The sequence below is a fragment of the Agaribacter marinus genome, from assembly GCF_030160655.1.
GTDB lineage: Bacteria > Pseudomonadota > Gammaproteobacteria > Enterobacterales > Alteromonadaceae > Glaciecola > Glaciecola marina.
Genome location: NZ_BSOT01000005.1, coordinates 578,153 through 594,769 on the forward strand (window position 1 = coordinate 578,153; position 16,617 = coordinate 594,769).

Genomic DNA, 16,617 nt, shown 5'->3' on the forward strand with positions numbered 1-16,617 from the left:
AAACTGTTTTGGAATATCGTACTCAGCACGAATAAATGTTGTTAAACTACCTACAATAAACTAAATAGTAGGTTTTACTCATTTGCTAAGTTACCAACACAAGTTTCATGCAGGCAATCATGCCGATGTATTTAAGCACCTTACACTCATTGCGTTAATGTCAAAATTCAATCAAAAGAGTAAACCATACTTTTATCTGGACACACATGCCGGAGAGGGCAAATATCCCTTATCCAGCGTACAAATACATCAAGATGAGTACGCGTTTAACGCGCTGTCCTTTTCTCAAGACCTTGCTGAATTAAAAGCCTATCGAAAAATTTTTAAAAAATATAAGCAAAATGACGAGTATCCTGGATCGCCAGCATTTGCTATCGAAATGGCAAGAGAGCAAGATAACTTGCATTTTAACGAATTGGCGAATGATGCGTTTGGTGATTTAAAGTACTTCATACACCGTACAGGCAGCGTGCATCACCGTAATGCATTTGAAGTGCTGAAGGGCCTAATGCCGCCTAAACCGAATAGAGGTATGGTATTGATCGATCCGCCATACGAAGATGCAGACGAATATAATCAAGTACATGAAGCCGTATGCAGTGCGTTACGAAAATGGCCAAACGGTACGTTTGCTATTTGGTATCCATTGCTCGCTAGCAGGCGAATAAACCGGAAAACGAAGCAGTTGGAAAACACACCAAAATCAGGCATGTCTGAGCAAATGGTATTATCACTCGCGGAAGCCGTTGAATGCCCAATGATGGATGTTACCTTCAACTTTACTGATAATGACGGCAGTGTTGGCATGTATGGATCCGGCATTTGTATTATTAATCCACCATTTAAGGTGGATGCATCGATTCGAGAAATATTATCTTTACTTGAGAGTGAGGTCGCCATGAATGGTGTGAATCAGTCTAGTTTGACATGGTTAAATCCGCAGCTGTAGAGGGGAATTATTGGTGAAAGAAGTCACTCTAACATCACTTTTTGATTTAGAAGTCATTGAGCAAGGCCTGTATAGAGGGCAAAGTTGGGATTTGGGGTTTAGAGCGCTATACGGAGGCCAGGTGCTAGGTCAGTCCGTTATGGCGGCATATAAAACAGTGGAAAGTAATCGCATCATACATTCATTCCATTCGTATTTTTTGTTGCCTGGTAATGCGTCTTTACCTGTGGTTTATGACGTTGAAAATGTGCGAGATGGTCGAAGCTTTTCCACCAGACGCATAAAAGCAATTCAAAATGGAAAGACGATTTTTTATATGACGGCTTCTTTTCAAATCATGGAACAAAGTAAGCTTAATCATCAGTTGGGTGAATTGCCCGATGTACCTGCGGCTGAAACACTCGACCAAGACATCGCGTTATTTCTCGCCAACAATAAAAATATTCCGGCACATTTGGAACAGGCATTGGCTTATCACAAACCTGTAGATATTCGCACTGTAGATGCCTCCAACTCTTTATCTAATAATAAACAAAATCCGTCACGTAAAATATGGCTTAAATCTAGGGAACGCTTGTCTCAAGAAGATATTGCTTTACATCAGGCGGCATTAGCTTATGCATCAGATTATCATTTTTTAAGTACGTCATTGCTGGCACATGGCATTTCACCCATGGATAAAAGACTAATAATTGCCACTATCGATCACGCTATGTGGTTCCATCGCCCGTTTTCGTTTGATGATTGGCTTTTATATTCAATCGAAAGTCCGTCAAGTGGTAATGGGCGGGCATTTGTCAGCGGAAAAATTTACGATAAGCACGGTGTACTGGTGGCATCAACGACGCAAGAGGGTTTAGTGCGCCTTAAAAACGAGGATTAGTCTTGATTTATTCACTTGGCGAAAAAACGGTAAATATAGATAAAACAGGTTATATAGCGCCTGGCGCGCATGTTATCGGTGATGTCTGCATAAAGGCACATGCGAGTATTTGGTTTAATGCGGTAGTAAGAGGCGATTGCGAGAATATTACTATTGGTGAATCGTCGAATGTCCAAGACTTATCTGTGTTGCATACTGATCCTAGTTTTCCGCTTGTCATTGGTAGTGGCGTGACGATAGGACACAAAGTCATGTTACACGGATGCGTGATTGGTGATTATTCGCTCATTGGTATAAATGCAGTTGTGTTGAATGGCGCTAAAATAGGGAAATATTGCGTGATTGGCGCAAATACATTAGTGACTGAAGGTATGGAAATTCCGGACTATTCAGTAGTGATGGGATCGCCGGGTAAAGTTGTTAAAACGGTACCTGATGATAAGCGAATTATGTTAGAGAAATCAGCGGAACACTATCAGGCAAATGCATTGCGGTTCATGCAACAGTTAAAAGAAACGAACAATTAAAAAAAGCTGAACATAAAAAGAAAAAGGCCCGGAACATAAGTTCCAGGCTTAGGGGATTGGCTCATTGCTGAGCCGTGCGCTAACTTAAATTCCTACTTCAGGTACATAAACCCGATACATCTTCCATTTACAACTGGGAGAAGTGTAAACACCGAATTGACATCGGATATTAATAATAGCTCATAAATAGGAAAATATTAAAGTGATTTTTAAATAAATTTTTCGAATTCAGTAGCTTATGCGATCGTATAAATATTATACAAGCTAAAAATTTCATATTATTCAAATGCTTAGCTGTACAATTTTTCCACAAATTATACCGCGACAAACACAGGTAATTAACAAGTTATCCACAAGCTAGTATGTGTAAATTTTTCGTCAATAAACATCCAATGTTTATTTCTATACTTCCCATCGCGTTGTATCTTGTGTGTTAAAACAACCAAAGCACTATCACTTTTATTCTCAATCACTTAGACTTTCCCGAAAGACGTAAAAATAATAAAAAACTGAGAGATAGATGTTACATAAAATTTGGCTGTCATTTATTTTAAGTGCATTTGTGGCAACTTGTTGGCGAGTTTTTGTTGATGGCGACTTAGGTAGTTTTGAAGTTGTTATGGGAGCCGTTTCTGATATGGCGCGCACCAGCGTTAATATAGCAATCGGTTTAATTGGATTGTTAGCATTTTGGTTGGGCATTTTTAAAGTGGCCGAAAATGCAGGTTTAATTGCAAAATTCTCTCGAGTGCTAGAGCCCTTTTTACGCCGTATTATGCCGGATATTCCGAAAGGGCATCCCGCCATTGGTAGTATTACAATGAATATGTCGGCAAATATCTTGGGATTAGATAATGCAGCTACACCCTTCGGTATTAAGGCAATGCAAGATATGCAAAGCCTCACCCCTAAAAAAGATACGTTAACAAATTCTCAGATTTTATTTTTAGTATTAAATACTTCGTCAGTTACTTTATTTCCTATTGGCGTTTTTGTATATCGAGCGGAGCAGGGCGCCGCAGCGCCTACCGATGTATTCATTCCTATCTTACTTGCCACCAGCGCGTCTACACTGGTTGGCCTATTTGTGACTTGTGCAATACAGCGAATAAATTTATTCAATCGTGTGGTAGTGACCTATCTAGTAGGCATATTTAGCTTATTGACTGCTATTATTCTCTATTTCTCTACGCTGGCAACGGCACAACTTTCAGAGCAGTCCAGTTTAATCGCTAATTTCGCACTGTTTCTCTTTATCATTGTTGTTTTGCTGGCAGGGTACCGCAAACAAAAAAACACTTACGAATTATTCGTTGAGGGCGCCAAGCAAGGTTTTGACGTCGCTATTTCTATCATTCCATATTTACTTGCGATGCTTGTAGCCATTGCCATGCTCAGAGCCAGTGGAGTAATGACTTATGTTACCGATGGCGTTGCCTATATGGTTGCTGCGGTTGGTTTTGATACCCGGTTTGTAGATGCAATTCCGAATGCTTTAATGAAACCTCTAAGTGGCTCTGGTGCGCGTGCGTTAATGATTGAAACCATGCAACATCATGGCGCAGACTCTTTTGCAGGTCGCTTAGCGTCTGTATTGCAAGGTTCTACAGAAACAACATTTTATGTCTTAGCCGTTTATTTAGGGGCTGTTGGCGTAAAATACAGCCGCTATGCCGTGGGTTGTTGCTTAGCGGCTGATGCCGGAGGGATATTCACGGCGATAGTCGTGTCTTACTGGTTTTTCGGTTGAATGCCAATAACAAAGAAAAATAAGGCACTACTGCCTTGTGTAAACAATATCACCTTGATTTAATGGTGAAACTTTGACTTTTTGATATTTTTTATCTTTCAACTCTAAAAAAGCAACGTCAGCATTAAATTCGTTAATGTAGAACTCTGAGTCGCTATGCGAATGGACATAGATCTTATTTGACTGCCCGTCATCGAAGTAAAGACCATTTGCATCACTCTGTAGTTCGACTTTGGGTACCATTTTGTTATCTGATATGTATATACCGGCCATGCGTTGCTTTTCTATTTCAGATATCGGTAGCTCATTTCTGCCAAACACATATCTAAGACCTCTAGCAAACCCCTGTGGGTTCACGCCTGAATGCCCAGCGCCCTCAACGATGTCATATCTAATCCCTATGTTTCCATTAAGATCACTCATAAGATCACGAAACATCTTATCATTTTCTCCCATGCCATAGAGCTCGTATTCGCCTCTTGCGGCATAAATTTTTACCGGTGGTAGGTCTGTTTTATCAAAATGCGCTTTTAGCAAATTGTCTATCTCCCTATTTTCCCACCACATAGACGGTGACAACGCGACGATATTGTTAAATAAGGCTGGTTCTTTTGTCATTACATACAAGGAAAATAAACCGCTTAAAGAACTGCCTGTAATGGTGCGACTATTGTTCGTTTTATAGTGTCCCTCGACAAAAGGAATTATTTCTTCTTTCAGCACTTTAATAAAGGCATCAGCGCCGCCTGACAATTTTTGGTTTTTAGACTGAGAGGGCGTAAAATTGAGTAAACGCAAAGCCTCAACGTTAAGATTCTCGCCCGCCCAGCTAATACCTACGGTGATGGCATTAGGTATAGTGCCATCCCACGCATAATTCCCGTGGGCGGCTGAGACTAATGGATAGTGGTATTGACCATCCAGTATATAAATAACTGGAAAGCCTTCCTCTGATTCATTATAACCTGGCGGAAAACGAACGACCAATTTGTAATCTTGTTGTTGAATGTCGGAGCGAAAGTCAATTTCGTAAGTCCATGGCAATACATAAGGTACCGAATCTGCGGTCTTTTTCGTATGCGTTGACGTTTGTTCTTCAGCATAAGCAATGCCAGAGAAATATGTGATACAAATAGCAATACCCAATACAAGTTTACGCATTTAATAGTCCCAAATAATCATCTTAAAGTAGAATCAAGCGTAATTGTGTTACTGGGTTGTGTAAATTGTGAAAATGTAAGGAAGTATGTTAAATTTATTCGGCTTAACCAAGACGTATATTACGTAGTAGGCCAGTACTACCGTCAATATTCGCAACGGTGTCTGTATAGAACAACATATGCAGATAATGCCTGCTTTACAATTGCAGTATTGCTAGTTTAGGTCATCTTTTTAATTTTTGCGCCGAGAATTTTTTCAACGTTTTTACGCCCAACATATGCGATGGGTGCATACGGACTGCGGCGTTTAAACAATTTATGTTGCCATTTTGAATACAGCTTTCCTATTTTCTTTATATGTTGTTGAAATATGTGTTTTTTTGTCATGTCTTTATACCGCTTTTTGTTTACCTAGTAATAATTTTATTGTCATTTCAAACCGAGATATCGCCATTATTTTTGCGATAATCTAAGGTGAAATGCACCTGTAATAAATTTGTAATATTTATATGTTAGCACACTTTACGGTAGTGAAACAATTGATACAGCTTTACAATGTGTTGAAAATACTGTTTCAGTCATTGCCTATAACAAGTAATGATCTGAAAGTTTGGTTTCGTTGTCTTTGATCAGGTGAAAGGCTGTCATATATTAGCTTGATTGGCGTTAGCTAAGTCGATTTATCCCTTTATTTTCCAACATATCATATTCGAAGATGTTCAAGAGACAACAAAACTGTAAGTAATTATCCGTTTAATGAAAATTGATTCCGGCATGCTTATTTAAATTATATGTATTTATTGGCAGGTATTGTGTTGATTATCCTTAAATATTTGATGGGAATGCCGATAGACCGTATATAAATCAAGATCTACGCTTGGTTTCATTATCAATATGAATTAGGGATCACCCTCTTAATATATTGAAAATCGTAATTATTTATAGGTATTAACTTTCGCCACAAGTCTCGAGGAAAGATACAAATGACTCAATTAATGCAAAAGTTCAAAATAGCTACGCGAGTCTGGGCTATTTTAGTGCTGTCAATAGTTGCAATGGGCGCTCTAGCTATCCTTAGCTTTTTTACTATTAGAGAATCATTAAAAGATGCTCGTACATTGTCCATCAGTTTTGTTTTGCAAAGTGCGCACTCGGTTATTACGTATTATCATGACCTTGAAAAACAGAATAAGCTCTCCCGAGAAGAAGCTCAATCGCAAGCAAGTATAGCGCTAGAGAAAATGCGATTTGACGGGGGGAACTATGTTTACATAATTACCAATGACGGCGATATGCTAGTTAATGCAACATTTCCTAGAGATAAGTTAGGTGCAAACTTTTGGGCCCTAGAAGACATTAACGGTGTGCGTATTATTCAGGAACTTGTTGAAGGCGTAGAAAGTAAGGAACAAGTTGAAGTCTTGTACAGCTGGCCAAGAGTGAAGGGTGACGAACCAACTGAAAAGCTTGGTATAGCTCGTAAATTTTCTGATTGGCAGTGGGTTATCGGTTCAGGTATCTATGTTGATGATTTAAACGCAGCGTCTTTCGATAAGTTAAAAGTATTGATACTTGAGTTCTTGATAATCGTTGCGATACTTATTGGTGTTGCCGTACTTGTAATTAACAGTATTAAACGGCCTCTCGAACGAACTACACTGGCAATGAAAGAGCTAGCGACGGGTGACGCTGATTTGACGAAAAAAATTGCTGTCTCTGGAAATGACGAATTGTCAGAGTTAGCGAATGCGTTCAATGCGTTTTCTGCTCAAATTGGCGAAATAATAAAGCAAACAAACTGCGTTGTTAAGCAGCTTATTGCGTCTTCGGAGAATTTAAAAGAAACCTCAAAACAGACATATTCAAGTATTGACACCCAATCATCTGAAACGCTCGGACTAGCAACAGCAATGAACGAAATGGTGTTTACGTCGCAAGAAGTTGCTAGGCACACAGAGGAGACGGCAGAGGCAACGAATGAAGCCGAGCTGCTTACCAAACAAAGCCATAGTGTAGTTGATGAGATTGTTCTCAATATTAGTGCACTTGCTCAAGAAGTCGACGAAATTAGCGAGACGATTGGTAAAGTCGTCACTTCAAGTAACGAAATTGATACGGTGCTAGAAGTCATTAAATCGATTGCAGAACAAACAAACTTATTGGCTTTAAACGCAGCTATAGAAGCTGCTAGAGCTGGGGAAGCAGGTCGTGGATTTGCCGTGGTCGCTGATGAAGTTAGACAGTTGGCGAAGAAAACACAAGACTCAACAGAAGAAATATATAACATCATTAAAAACCTTCAAACGGGGTCTAATGAAGCATCACAGGCGATGAGGCGAGGAGTCGATAAAGCTCGTAAAACAACTGACTCTTCCGGACGAGCAGATGAAGCGCTCAAAGCGATGAATAGTTCGATTATACGGATCCGTGGCATGAGTGTACAAATCGCCACAGCGGCAGAAGAGCAAAGCTCTACCGCTGAAGGTGTTAACAAAAGTACCATTACTATTAATGACGCTACCGTCATTTTTAAGGAAGCTATTGCTGGCATTGAAGAAACCGCTAATAGTATCAGTAGTTCTACTTGTGATTTAAACGAGCTTATATGTCGTTTTAAAGTTTGAGCACCTTATTCAGCGTGCATAAGCCCATCTAAGAGAATAGTGTTCCCGGTTGGAATGACCGATAGAGATGCCTTAAAATTTTCATGAAGATAACGGTTGTTAAGTAACCGTTTTTCTCTTTGTGCAAGACGTGAATGTGTAATCCTCCCCCCTTGAAAATCAAAATATCTACTAAAATACTGTTGTATAAGCGACATCTCTTCTTATGAAAAATGCCATCACTAAATGGGGGAGGAGTAAGTTTCGCTTGATATTACTCATTATATAACGCTTGTAGTATCAGATAACAGTGTCATTGCGTTTTACTTAAGTTGGAAAACAGATGTGTTCTTTTAGCTAGCCGTAAACGGACTAAACGTAAAACGGTTGAGCTATTAAGTGTTACATCTTTATTCGTTTTAGATAGTAGGCGAGGTGTTGATTGTATCTTGAGTCAAATTAAGGCGTGGAAATAAAAAGGCGAGACTCTTGGTATTTAGTGGTTTATATGAAAAATAAGCGGCAAATGCGCCGCTAAGATCAAATGGGGGTACGTAGAGTAGATCGTATTCTATTGCGTAGACTACAATTTGTAAGTGAGCGAAAATTGAGCATAGTTTGAATCTGCATCTTTGTCATCAACTCTAAACTGGCCGAGTTCAAATCCATAGGTGAGTTTATCCGTCAAGTTATCAAATATGTTTACACTCCATTGGCTTCTATCCAGATCGCTTAGGTCAGACACTGCTTTACCAAAAAGAATGGTTGAACGCAGTGAATCGTTCCAAAAGTGTCGATAGGCGACTAGCGTCGATGTGGTGCTTTCAACTTCGTTCCCAATTAAATCAGGGGCGAAAGCGACACCGACATAACGACCTAGTTCTCCTTTATGGAACTGAAATTTAATATCGTTTTTTTCACCTACGTTGATTCGTCCAGCGACCGAACCTGCTACTGAGGTCTCTTTTTCCTCTAAACTGGTATTCAATTGACGTACAAGCGTTGAGACCGAGATTCCGCCCCAATCACCTTTAAAGTCATATCGGCCAATTATGTCAGGTAATACGTCGCTGCTTGTATCGCCGCCCCAAGACTCTGGGTTCTCGATAGCAAATTTGAAGTTGCCATGAGAGTAGCGAATTTGCGCTTGACGAATGAATACCAAACCAACGGTAGCGCCAGCAAAATCAGCTGTTTCGGCAATTGCGCTTGTATTCATAAATGTTGACCATGTTTGCCCTGCCAGAATGTCTTTGTATTTTATAAACGCATGACGGAGGCGCGGTTGGTGAGAGTTGGAGACTATTTCATTGCCTCCACCGCCTAAAAAATCGATTTCGACAAATCCAGTTACTTCGCCATGCTTATACTTAGTATTTAAGCGTGTCTCTGCAACATTCATATTAAACTGAGACTTAGATTCGTCGAGTACCTGTCCGGTCCCGATCCAAAATGGTCGGTAAGCAACATCGCCATCTACATAGCGACTGTCTACTTTTATATACCCGCCAAAGGATATTTCTTGGTCTTCACTAAGCTTTACTTTGTATTCAGAGTGAACAAAGGGACTAAAAATGAAATAGAGTGAAACTAATAAGGTTGTTGTGATGAGTCGTCGCATAAATATGATCTCTGTCTTCGTCTAAGAATTCATGATTTATAACGGCTATGTTTAAAAAAACTTGAAGTTCAAGTATATGCGGTAAATGGTCGAAAACGCCTGTCATCTCAGCTTATAATTCTTGATCGTCACTGCAAATAGAGAAAATACGCCGTTAAATGAAGCATAGGGAGCGATATGAGAAAACGACTACTCAATGGGATTAATGCCTACATTTCTGAGCATTTGACATAGTTTTAGCAGTGGTAAACCAATCAGACTATTCTGATCACTTCCGTCTAGCTTATCAAACAGATGAATACCCAAACCTTCTACTTTAAAGCTGCCAGCGCAGTTCAATGGTTGTTCCATAGTAATGTAGCGTTGTATTTCATGTTCGCTTAGTTGTCTGAACTTGACTGAAAAGCGCTCTACACTGGTTTGCATGCGTTGTATGCTAGGCTGTTGAGTTTGTGGCAAATGATCATTGCTACCGTTTGGCACTAGCAAACATAAACCTGTATAAAAATGAACATATTTGTTATTGCATAAGCGCAATTGCTCACATGCAGTTTTTACATTCCCCGGTTTTGATAACAATACTTCTTTACTATTAAGTGCGAGACAGGGGACTTGGTCAGACGCAATAATGTAGTGTTCGGGGTATAATGCTTGGCAAGCCTGTGCTTTACTGATGCTTAGTCTAAGCGCAAGCGCTTTCGCTGATTCACCTTTGTATACAGATTCATCAATGTTTGGCGCATGAGTTTCAAACTCAACACCTAATTGCGCTAAAAGTGCCTTACGGTAAGGTGATGATGATGCTAGTAAAATTTGTTTGTTCAAGTACTAAATCCTTTGACTCGTCGCATGTAAACCTATATTATGCGCGCGCTATGTCAAATGTGAAACTACCTAAAACGCTCGATCCTGTAAAAAGTGCGCAAAAACGCGCTTCTTATAATGGCATTTACGAATCTTCGCTAATGCTGCGATTGAACGAAGCAGTAGATAGTATTTTAACCGACGTTGCTGTGGAAGTTGAGTTTGCAAAAGACGCGCAGAGTCTTACTTACATCCAGGGAACATCTCGAGTTGAAACCTCACTTATTTGCCAGCGTTGTAATGGAACTTACCCGTTGGAAATTTCGACGGAATTTTGTTTCAGTCCCGTGCAGGGGACCGAACAAGCAGATTCATTACCTGACGTCTATGAGCCGATAGAGGTCAATGACCATGGAGAAATAGATTTACTCCAGTTAGTGGAGGACGAATTGATTTTGTCTTTGCCTATTGTTGCACTTCATGCAGAAGAAGATTGCAAGACTAAAGCAGATGACATGCAATTTGGTGAAATCGAAACGGACGTAGAACGTGAAAACCCATTTGCGGTTTTAAAAGAGCTTAAGCGAGATTAGGAGTAACCTATGGCGGTACAACAAAATCGTAAGACTAGATCAAAGCGCGGTATGCGTAGATCTCACGACGCGTTAACAGCTGAAACATTGTCTGTTGACTCAACCTCTGGCGAAACTCATCGTCGTCACCATGTGACAGCTGATGGTTTTTACAAAGGCAAAAAAGTTATTGCCAAATAAGGCAAAGCGTTGACTAAAGTCATCATAGCTTTAGATATCATGGGGGGCGATCGCGGCCCCCATGTTTTTTCTTCTGCGGTTACAAAAATCTTATCTGAATTTCCATTCGTTCATATTGTCCTATGCGCCACAGAATCAAGTGCAAATGATCTAATCACTAAAGTGCCTAGCCATCTTCGAGCGCAACTTTCGGTAGAAGCGTGCGAACAAGTTGTCGATATGCAAATGAAACCAGCATTTGCTTTACGAAAAATGAAGAATTCATCCATGCGTAGAGCGCTTGATTTAGTTAATAATCAACTGGCACATGGTTGCGTTAGCTCAGGGAATACTGGCGCATTAATGGCGATGGCAAACTACGTCCTTAAGACGTTGAATGGTATTTCACGGCCTGCATTAGTGTCTTCATTACCTACGCGAAAAGATAAAAAAGTCTTATTGTTGGATTTAGGGGCGTCAATTAATTGCGATGCGGAAAATTTACTACAATATGCGGTCATGGGCTCGGTGTTACAGCAGTCATGTGGCGAAGTTGATTCTCCCAAAGTCGCGTTGTTAAATGTGGGGGAAGAGGATATAAAAGGCAATTCGGTCATTAAACATGCAGATGCGTTACTGAAGGAATGTGCAGGTCTTGATTATATTGGTTATGTAGAGGGAGACGATATATTTGCTGGCGAAGTGGATGTGGTTGTCACTGATGGATTTACGGGTAATATTGCGCTAAAAGCCAGCGAAGGTATAGCGAAGTTAGTCATTGAAGAAATAAAGTCGCTTACTAAAGAAACATTTGTTGCACGATGCTTGAGCAAGTTTATGTTGCCGTTATTGAAGAACTTATATCAACGAATGAACCCCGACCAGTATAATGGTGCTAGTCTGATAGGATTGCGCGGAATTGTAATTAAAAGTCATGGTAATGCGAGTGCCGAAGCCTGTTATTATGCTTTGAAGCAAGCTATTTCCGAAATAAACCTATCAGTACCCGATAGGATAAGAACAAAAATAGAAAAAGAATTATTGGAGCATTAATCCATGTTTTCACGCTTTATAGGGACGGGAAGTTATTACCCTTCTGAAGTACGCACAAATGCTGATTTAGAATTAATGGTCGATACCTCAGATGAATGGATTACCGATCGTACAGGCATTAAGGAAAGACGAATAATTGGTGCAGATGAAACGGCTGCAACCATGGGAGCAGAAGCTAGTCGAAAGGCAATAGAGGCTGCCGAAATAAAGCCATCAGATATAGACATGATAGTTTGCGCCACGACTAGCGGGCGTTACGCGTTACCAAGTACGGCGTGTGAAATCCAAGCTATGCTCGGGATTGATAATATTCCTGCATTTGATGTGGCAGCGGCATGCGCAGGGTATTGCTATGCACTAAGTGTTGCAGATCAATACATAAAAAGTGGCATGGTAAAGCGAGTTTTGGTAGTAGGTACGGATTGTTTAACACGCTTAGTCGATCCTGCAGACCGCAGTATGGTTATTCTATTTGGCGATGGCGCTGGGGCGACCATCATCGAAGCTAGTGAAGAACCAGGTATTTTGTCGACGCACATAAATGCGGCGGGATCATGCAAAGACTTATTGTATGTAGGTAATCCTACACGTGGTAATGAAGCCTCTGTTCATGAAAACTGGGGCGTGATGAAAGGGAATGAAGTCTTTAAGGTCGCCGTGACCAAACTAAGTGAGATTGTATCCGAAACCTTAGTCGCCAATAACCTAGATAAGTCTGACATTGATTGGTTAGTGCCGCATCAAGCGAATTTCAGAATCATCAAAGCAGTGGCAAAAAAGCTGAATATGTCGCTTGACCAAGTGGTTATAACTCTAGAGAAGTACGGGAATACTTCCGCCGCTACTGTGCCTACTGCGTTAGATGCAGCCATTAGAGATGGCCGTATTAAGCGAGGACAACATTTACTACTTGAGGCATTTGGTGGCGGTTTTGCTTGGGCTTCTGCGCTCGTACGATATTAGGGTAGAAATGCACTTTTAAGTATTAATAAATTAACATACATCAATCATTTGATATCGCATCAAAAATGTAAACAATAATAAAAATTAGATTTTATAAGGATTTCTACATGACTAAATTAGCATGTGTGTTTCCGGGACAAGGTTCGCAGTCTATTGGAATGTTAGCTGATTTGGCGTCAGAACATAAAAGTATTGCTACTTGTTTTGAAGAAGCATCTGATGCCTTGGGTTATGATTTGTGGGCTTTGACACAAAACGGTCCATTGGAAAAATTAAACCAAACAGATATTACTCAACCTGCGTTGTTAACTGCAGGTATTGCAGCTTATCAGGTGTATCGAGCGACGCATGAAAATGTCCCTAGTTATTTGGCAGGACACAGCCTTGGAGAATATACAGCCCTGGTAGCGGCGGACGTATTGTCATTAACCGAAGCAGTTAAGTTAGTTGAAGTGCGTGGAAAGTATATGCAACAAGCGGTGCCTGCAGGTGTAGGTGCTATGTATGCTATTATTGGTCTTGATGATGCAATAATCATAGATACTTGCGATAAGCTTGCAAAAGAGACTGGACAAGTTGTGTCTGCGGTAAATTTTAACTCGCCAGGTCAAGTAGTTATTGCGGGAAATAGCGACGCTGTAGAGCAAGCCGGGGCAGCACTTAAAGCCGCCGGCGCTAAGCGAGCATTGCCGTTAGCTGTGAGTGTGCCGTCGCATTGTGAGCTAATGTTGCCGGCTGCCGAACAACTTGCTATATATTTGAATAACTTATCATTCAATACGCCGAATATTGATGTAGTGAATAACGTTGATGTCGCCACATGTACCTCACCAGCAGAGATAAAAGATGCATTGGTGCGTCAATTGTCTAAACCTGTCCGCTGGACAGAAACTGTTGAATATTTGTCATCTCAAGGGGTTGAAGAAATCGTTGAAGTTGGTCCCGGCAAGGTACTTTCTGGTTTGAACAAGCGTATTAATAAAGCGCTTTCATTATCATCTTTCAATTAAGTCTGCGTGAAATATAAAATTTACCGGACGCAGTAAAATTTAAATAGGATTTTTATGTTTGATTTATCTGGAAAAGTAGCTTTAGTTACTGGCGCAAGTAGAGGTATAGGAAAAGCGGTTGCATTGCAATTGGTTGAGCTTGGAGCCACTGTTATAGGAACTGCTACTTCTGACAACGGCGCTGACGCAATTTCTGATTATCTTGGCGAGAGCGGTAAAGGATTTGTTTTGAATGTGACCAATGATGACTCAATCAAGGCACTGCTGAGCCAGATCTCCGAAACCTTTGGTAATCCAGATATATTGGTTAACAACGCTGGTATTACTCGAGACAACTTACTGATGCGTATGAAGGATGATGAGTGGAATGATATTTTACAAACGAATCTAACGTCGGTATTTAAATTATCGAAAGCAGTATTACGTGGCATGATGAAAAAGAAACATGGACGCATTATTAGTATTGGTTCTGTCGTTGGTTCAACCGGTAATGCTGGTCAAGCCAACTACGCCGCAGCTAAAGCCGCAGTGATAGGGTTTAGTAAGTCGATGGCACGTGAAATTGCGTCACGCGGTATTACCGTAAATGTTGTCTCTCCTGGTTTCATTGATACTGATATGACGAAAGCATTAACGGACGATCAAAAAACGGCTATTTTCAAAGATATTCCGGCGAACCGCTTAGGTGATCCAAAAGAAATTGCTGCGACTGTCGGATTTCTAAGTTCTGACGCGGCGGCATATATTACTGGTGAGACCATCCATGTAAATGGCGGCATGCACATGGCGTAAGATTTGTTTATTCGTTAATAAAATGTTTATATGATGAAAATTAAACATTTTGTTGCAATAATAAGCAAACAATTGAATTTTGTGGTTTGACCACAGTCTAAATTAACCGTTAGACTTGCAAGGTTGGCGTTTCGGCAATAAAATACGCCGGATAATTTAAAACAAGGTATGTAAGGAAACCTGTAATTATGAGTAACATCGAAGAACGCGTTAAAAAAATTATTGTTGAACAATTGGGCGTTAAAGAAGACGAAGTAAAATCTGAAGCCTCGTTCGTAGATGATTTAGGTGCTGATTCTTTGGACACAGTTGAGCTTGTAATGGCTTTGGAAGAAGAGTTTGATACTGAGATTCCAGACGAAGAAGCTGAAAAAATCACGACTGTTCAATCAGCGGTAGACTACATTAACGCTAATAAAGACGCGTAATCAGTTTTACTAAAAAACGGCTCTTTACGAGCCGTTTTTTTCGTTATGAATAACAATTTTGTAGGAGGCTTAGGTGGCTAAACGTCGCGTTGTGGTAACAGGTCTCGGAATGTTGTCTCCACTTGGTAATGATGTAGATACCACTTGGCAACGAATTCTGAATGGAGAAAGTGGCATCGGGCCAATCACGAAATTTGATACCGAAGGCTTTAATACTAAGTTTGCTGGTGAAGTTAAGGATTTCGATGTAGAGAAATATATCCCTAAAAAAGAAACAAAAAAAATGGATAGATTTATCCAGTTAGGGATAGCCGCAGGTATACAAGCCCTAGAAGATTCTGGTCTTGAAATAGACGATAGTAATGCAAAGAGAGTCGGTATTACGATTGGTTCAGGTATTGGCGGTTTAAGCTTAATTGAGGAAAACCATACTAAGCTTCAAAACAGTGGCCCTAAACGCGTTTCCCCTTTCTTTGTTCCGTCTACAATTACGAATATGATCTCAGGTTTCCTTTCTATTATGAAAGGCCTTAAAGGCCCAAACCTAAATGTTGTTACTGCCTGTACTACTGGCGTACATAATATAGGGATTGCAGCCCGTACTATTGCATACGGAGACGCAGACGCGATGTTAGCTGGCGGTTCTGAGTCTAGTATCACGCCACTCGCGATCGCCGGTTTTGGCTCAGCAAGAGCTTTGTCTACTAACAATGATGCACCTCAGCAGGCAAGCCGTCCTTGGGACAAAGACCGAGATGGCTTTGTTATGGGAGAGGGTGCCGGCGTTGTGATGCTTGAAGAATATGAAGCTGCAAAAGCGAGAGGCGCTAAAATTTACGCTGAACTTGTTGGTTTTGGTATGAGCGGTGACGCACATCACATGACATCTCCGCCAGAAAATGGCGAAGGTGCGGCTGACGCTATGGCAAACGCTATCAATGACGCTAGTATTGATAATGACCAAATTGTTTATATTAATGCGCATGGTACGTCTACACCGGCAGGGGATATTGCTGAAGTAAGTGCTGTTAAGTCCATTTTTGGTGCGCATGCTAACGCCCTTAAAGTTAGCTCGACTAAGTCTATGATTGGCCATTTACTGGGTGCAGCAGGTTCGGTCGAAGCGATTTTTACCATTTTGGCATTACGTGACCAAATGGCGCCACCAACGATTAATTTGGATAATCATGGTGACGGTTGCGATTTAGATTTTGTAGCGAATGGTGCTGCGTCTATCCAAGGTGATTACGCGTTATGTAATTCTTTTGGTTTTGGTGGTACTAATGGCTCACTTCTATTTAAGCGAGCTTAAATTATAAACA

General features: G+C 40.6%; 16 protein-coding genes. 13 read left to right on the plus strand and 3 right to left on the minus strand.

Annotated features, from left to right (window positions below; all coding sequences use genetic code 11):
* Nucleotides 1-82: 82 nt before the first annotated feature.
* The 4 genes from rlmJ (at nt 83) to QQK00_RS04100 (ending at nt 4,109) form a co-directional block, all read left to right on the plus strand.
* Nucleotides 83-949 carry a 23S rRNA (adenine(2030)-N(6))-methyltransferase RlmJ gene (gene rlmJ, locus QQK00_RS04085; protein ID WP_284216202.1) on the plus strand — a complete coding sequence of 289 codons (867 nt, stop codon included), beginning with the start codon at nt 83-85 and terminating at the stop codon, nt 947-949.
* Between the two features lie 13 nt (nt 950-962).
* Nucleotides 963-1,832: an acyl-CoA thioesterase gene (locus QQK00_RS04090; RefSeq protein WP_284216203.1), complete on the plus strand. Its 870-nt coding sequence runs from the start codon at nt 963-965 to the stop codon at nt 1,830-1,832.
* Nucleotides 1,833-1,834: 2 nt separating this feature from the next.
* Nucleotides 1,835-2,359, plus strand: coding sequence for a gamma carbonic anhydrase family protein (locus QQK00_RS04095; RefSeq protein WP_284216204.1), 525 nt, complete (start codon nt 1,835-1,837; stop codon nt 2,357-2,359).
* A gap of 520 nt (nt 2,360-2,879) precedes the next feature.
* Nucleotides 2,880-4,109: a nucleoside recognition domain-containing protein gene (locus tag QQK00_RS04100; protein WP_284216205.1), complete on the plus strand. Its 1,230-nt coding sequence runs from the start codon at nt 2,880-2,882 to the stop codon at nt 4,107-4,109.
* 27 nt (nt 4,110-4,136) lie between these two features.
* Here QQK00_RS04100 and QQK00_RS04105 read toward each other — a convergent pair whose 3' ends face one another.
* Nucleotides 4,137-5,270 carry an alpha/beta hydrolase gene (locus tag QQK00_RS04105; protein ID WP_284216206.1) on the minus strand — a complete coding sequence of 378 codons (1,134 nt, stop codon included), beginning with the start codon at nt 5,268-5,270 and terminating at the stop codon, nt 4,137-4,139.
* Nucleotides 5,271-6,252: 982 nt separating this feature from the next.
* On the opposite strand from QQK00_RS04105, the gene QQK00_RS04110 reads away from it, so the two are divergent.
* Nucleotides 6,253-7,893, plus strand: coding sequence for a methyl-accepting chemotaxis protein (locus QQK00_RS04110; RefSeq protein WP_284216207.1), 1,641 nt, complete (start codon nt 6,253-6,255; stop codon nt 7,891-7,893).
* 562 nt (nt 7,894-8,455) lie between these two features.
* Here QQK00_RS04110 and QQK00_RS04115 read toward each other — a convergent pair.
* Together QQK00_RS04115 and QQK00_RS04120 are read right to left on the minus strand one after the other, a co-directional pair.
* On the minus strand, nt 8,456-9,493 hold the full coding sequence (locus QQK00_RS04115) for a DcaP family trimeric outer membrane transporter (RefSeq protein WP_284216208.1): 1,038 nt from the start codon (nt 9,491-9,493) through the stop codon (nt 8,456-8,458).
* Nucleotides 9,494-9,682: 189 nt separating this feature from the next.
* Entirely contained in the window at nt 9,683-10,318 is a 636-nt protein-coding gene (locus tag QQK00_RS04120; RefSeq protein ID WP_284216209.1) for a Maf family protein, read from the minus strand.
* A gap of 50 nt (nt 10,319-10,368) precedes the next feature.
* On the opposite strand from QQK00_RS04120, the gene yceD reads away from it, so the two are divergent.
* The 8 genes from yceD to fabF all read left to right on the plus strand — a co-directional run bounded on the left by yceD (nt 10,369) and on the right by fabF (nt 16,607).
* On the plus strand, nt 10,369-10,890 hold the full coding sequence (gene yceD, locus QQK00_RS04125) for a 23S rRNA accumulation protein YceD (protein ID WP_284216210.1): 522 nt from the start codon (nt 10,369-10,371) through the stop codon (nt 10,888-10,890).
* Between the two features lie 9 nt (nt 10,891-10,899).
* Nucleotides 10,900-11,070: a 50S ribosomal protein L32 gene (rpmF, locus tag QQK00_RS04130; RefSeq protein WP_284216211.1), complete on the plus strand. Its 171-nt coding sequence runs from the start codon at nt 10,900-10,902 to the stop codon at nt 11,068-11,070.
* A 9-nt stretch (nt 11,071-11,079) separates the two neighbouring features.
* The gene (gene plsX / locus QQK00_RS04135) at nt 11,080-12,102 is read left to right on the plus strand and encodes a phosphate acyltransferase PlsX (RefSeq protein ID WP_284216212.1); all 1,023 of its coding nucleotides are present in this window, start codon (nt 11,080-11,082) and stop codon (nt 12,100-12,102) included.
* 3 nt (nt 12,103-12,105) lie between these two features.
* The gene (locus QQK00_RS04140; RefSeq protein ID WP_284216213.1) at nt 12,106-13,065 is read left to right on the plus strand and encodes a beta-ketoacyl-ACP synthase III; all 960 of its coding nucleotides are present in this window, start codon (nt 12,106-12,108) and stop codon (nt 13,063-13,065) included.
* 107 nt (nt 13,066-13,172) lie between these two features.
* A complete protein-coding gene (gene fabD, locus QQK00_RS04145; RefSeq protein ID WP_284216214.1) occupies nt 13,173-14,075 on the plus strand; it encodes an ACP S-malonyltransferase in 903 nt (300 codons plus the stop codon).
* A gap of 54 nt (nt 14,076-14,129) precedes the next feature.
* Nucleotides 14,130-14,867 (plus strand): 3-oxoacyl-ACP reductase FabG, encoded by a 738-nt coding sequence (gene fabG, locus QQK00_RS04150; RefSeq protein WP_284216215.1) that lies wholly within the window; start codon nt 14,130-14,132, stop codon nt 14,865-14,867.
* Between the two features lie 188 nt (nt 14,868-15,055).
* Nucleotides 15,056-15,295: an acyl carrier protein gene (gene acpP / locus QQK00_RS04155; RefSeq protein WP_284216216.1), complete on the plus strand. Its 240-nt coding sequence runs from the start codon at nt 15,056-15,058 to the stop codon at nt 15,293-15,295.
* A 73-nt stretch (nt 15,296-15,368) separates the two neighbouring features.
* A complete protein-coding gene (gene fabF, locus QQK00_RS04160; RefSeq protein ID WP_284216217.1) occupies nt 15,369-16,607 on the plus strand; it encodes a beta-ketoacyl-ACP synthase II in 1,239 nt (412 codons plus the stop codon).
* Nucleotides 16,608-16,617 lie beyond the last annotated feature (10 nt).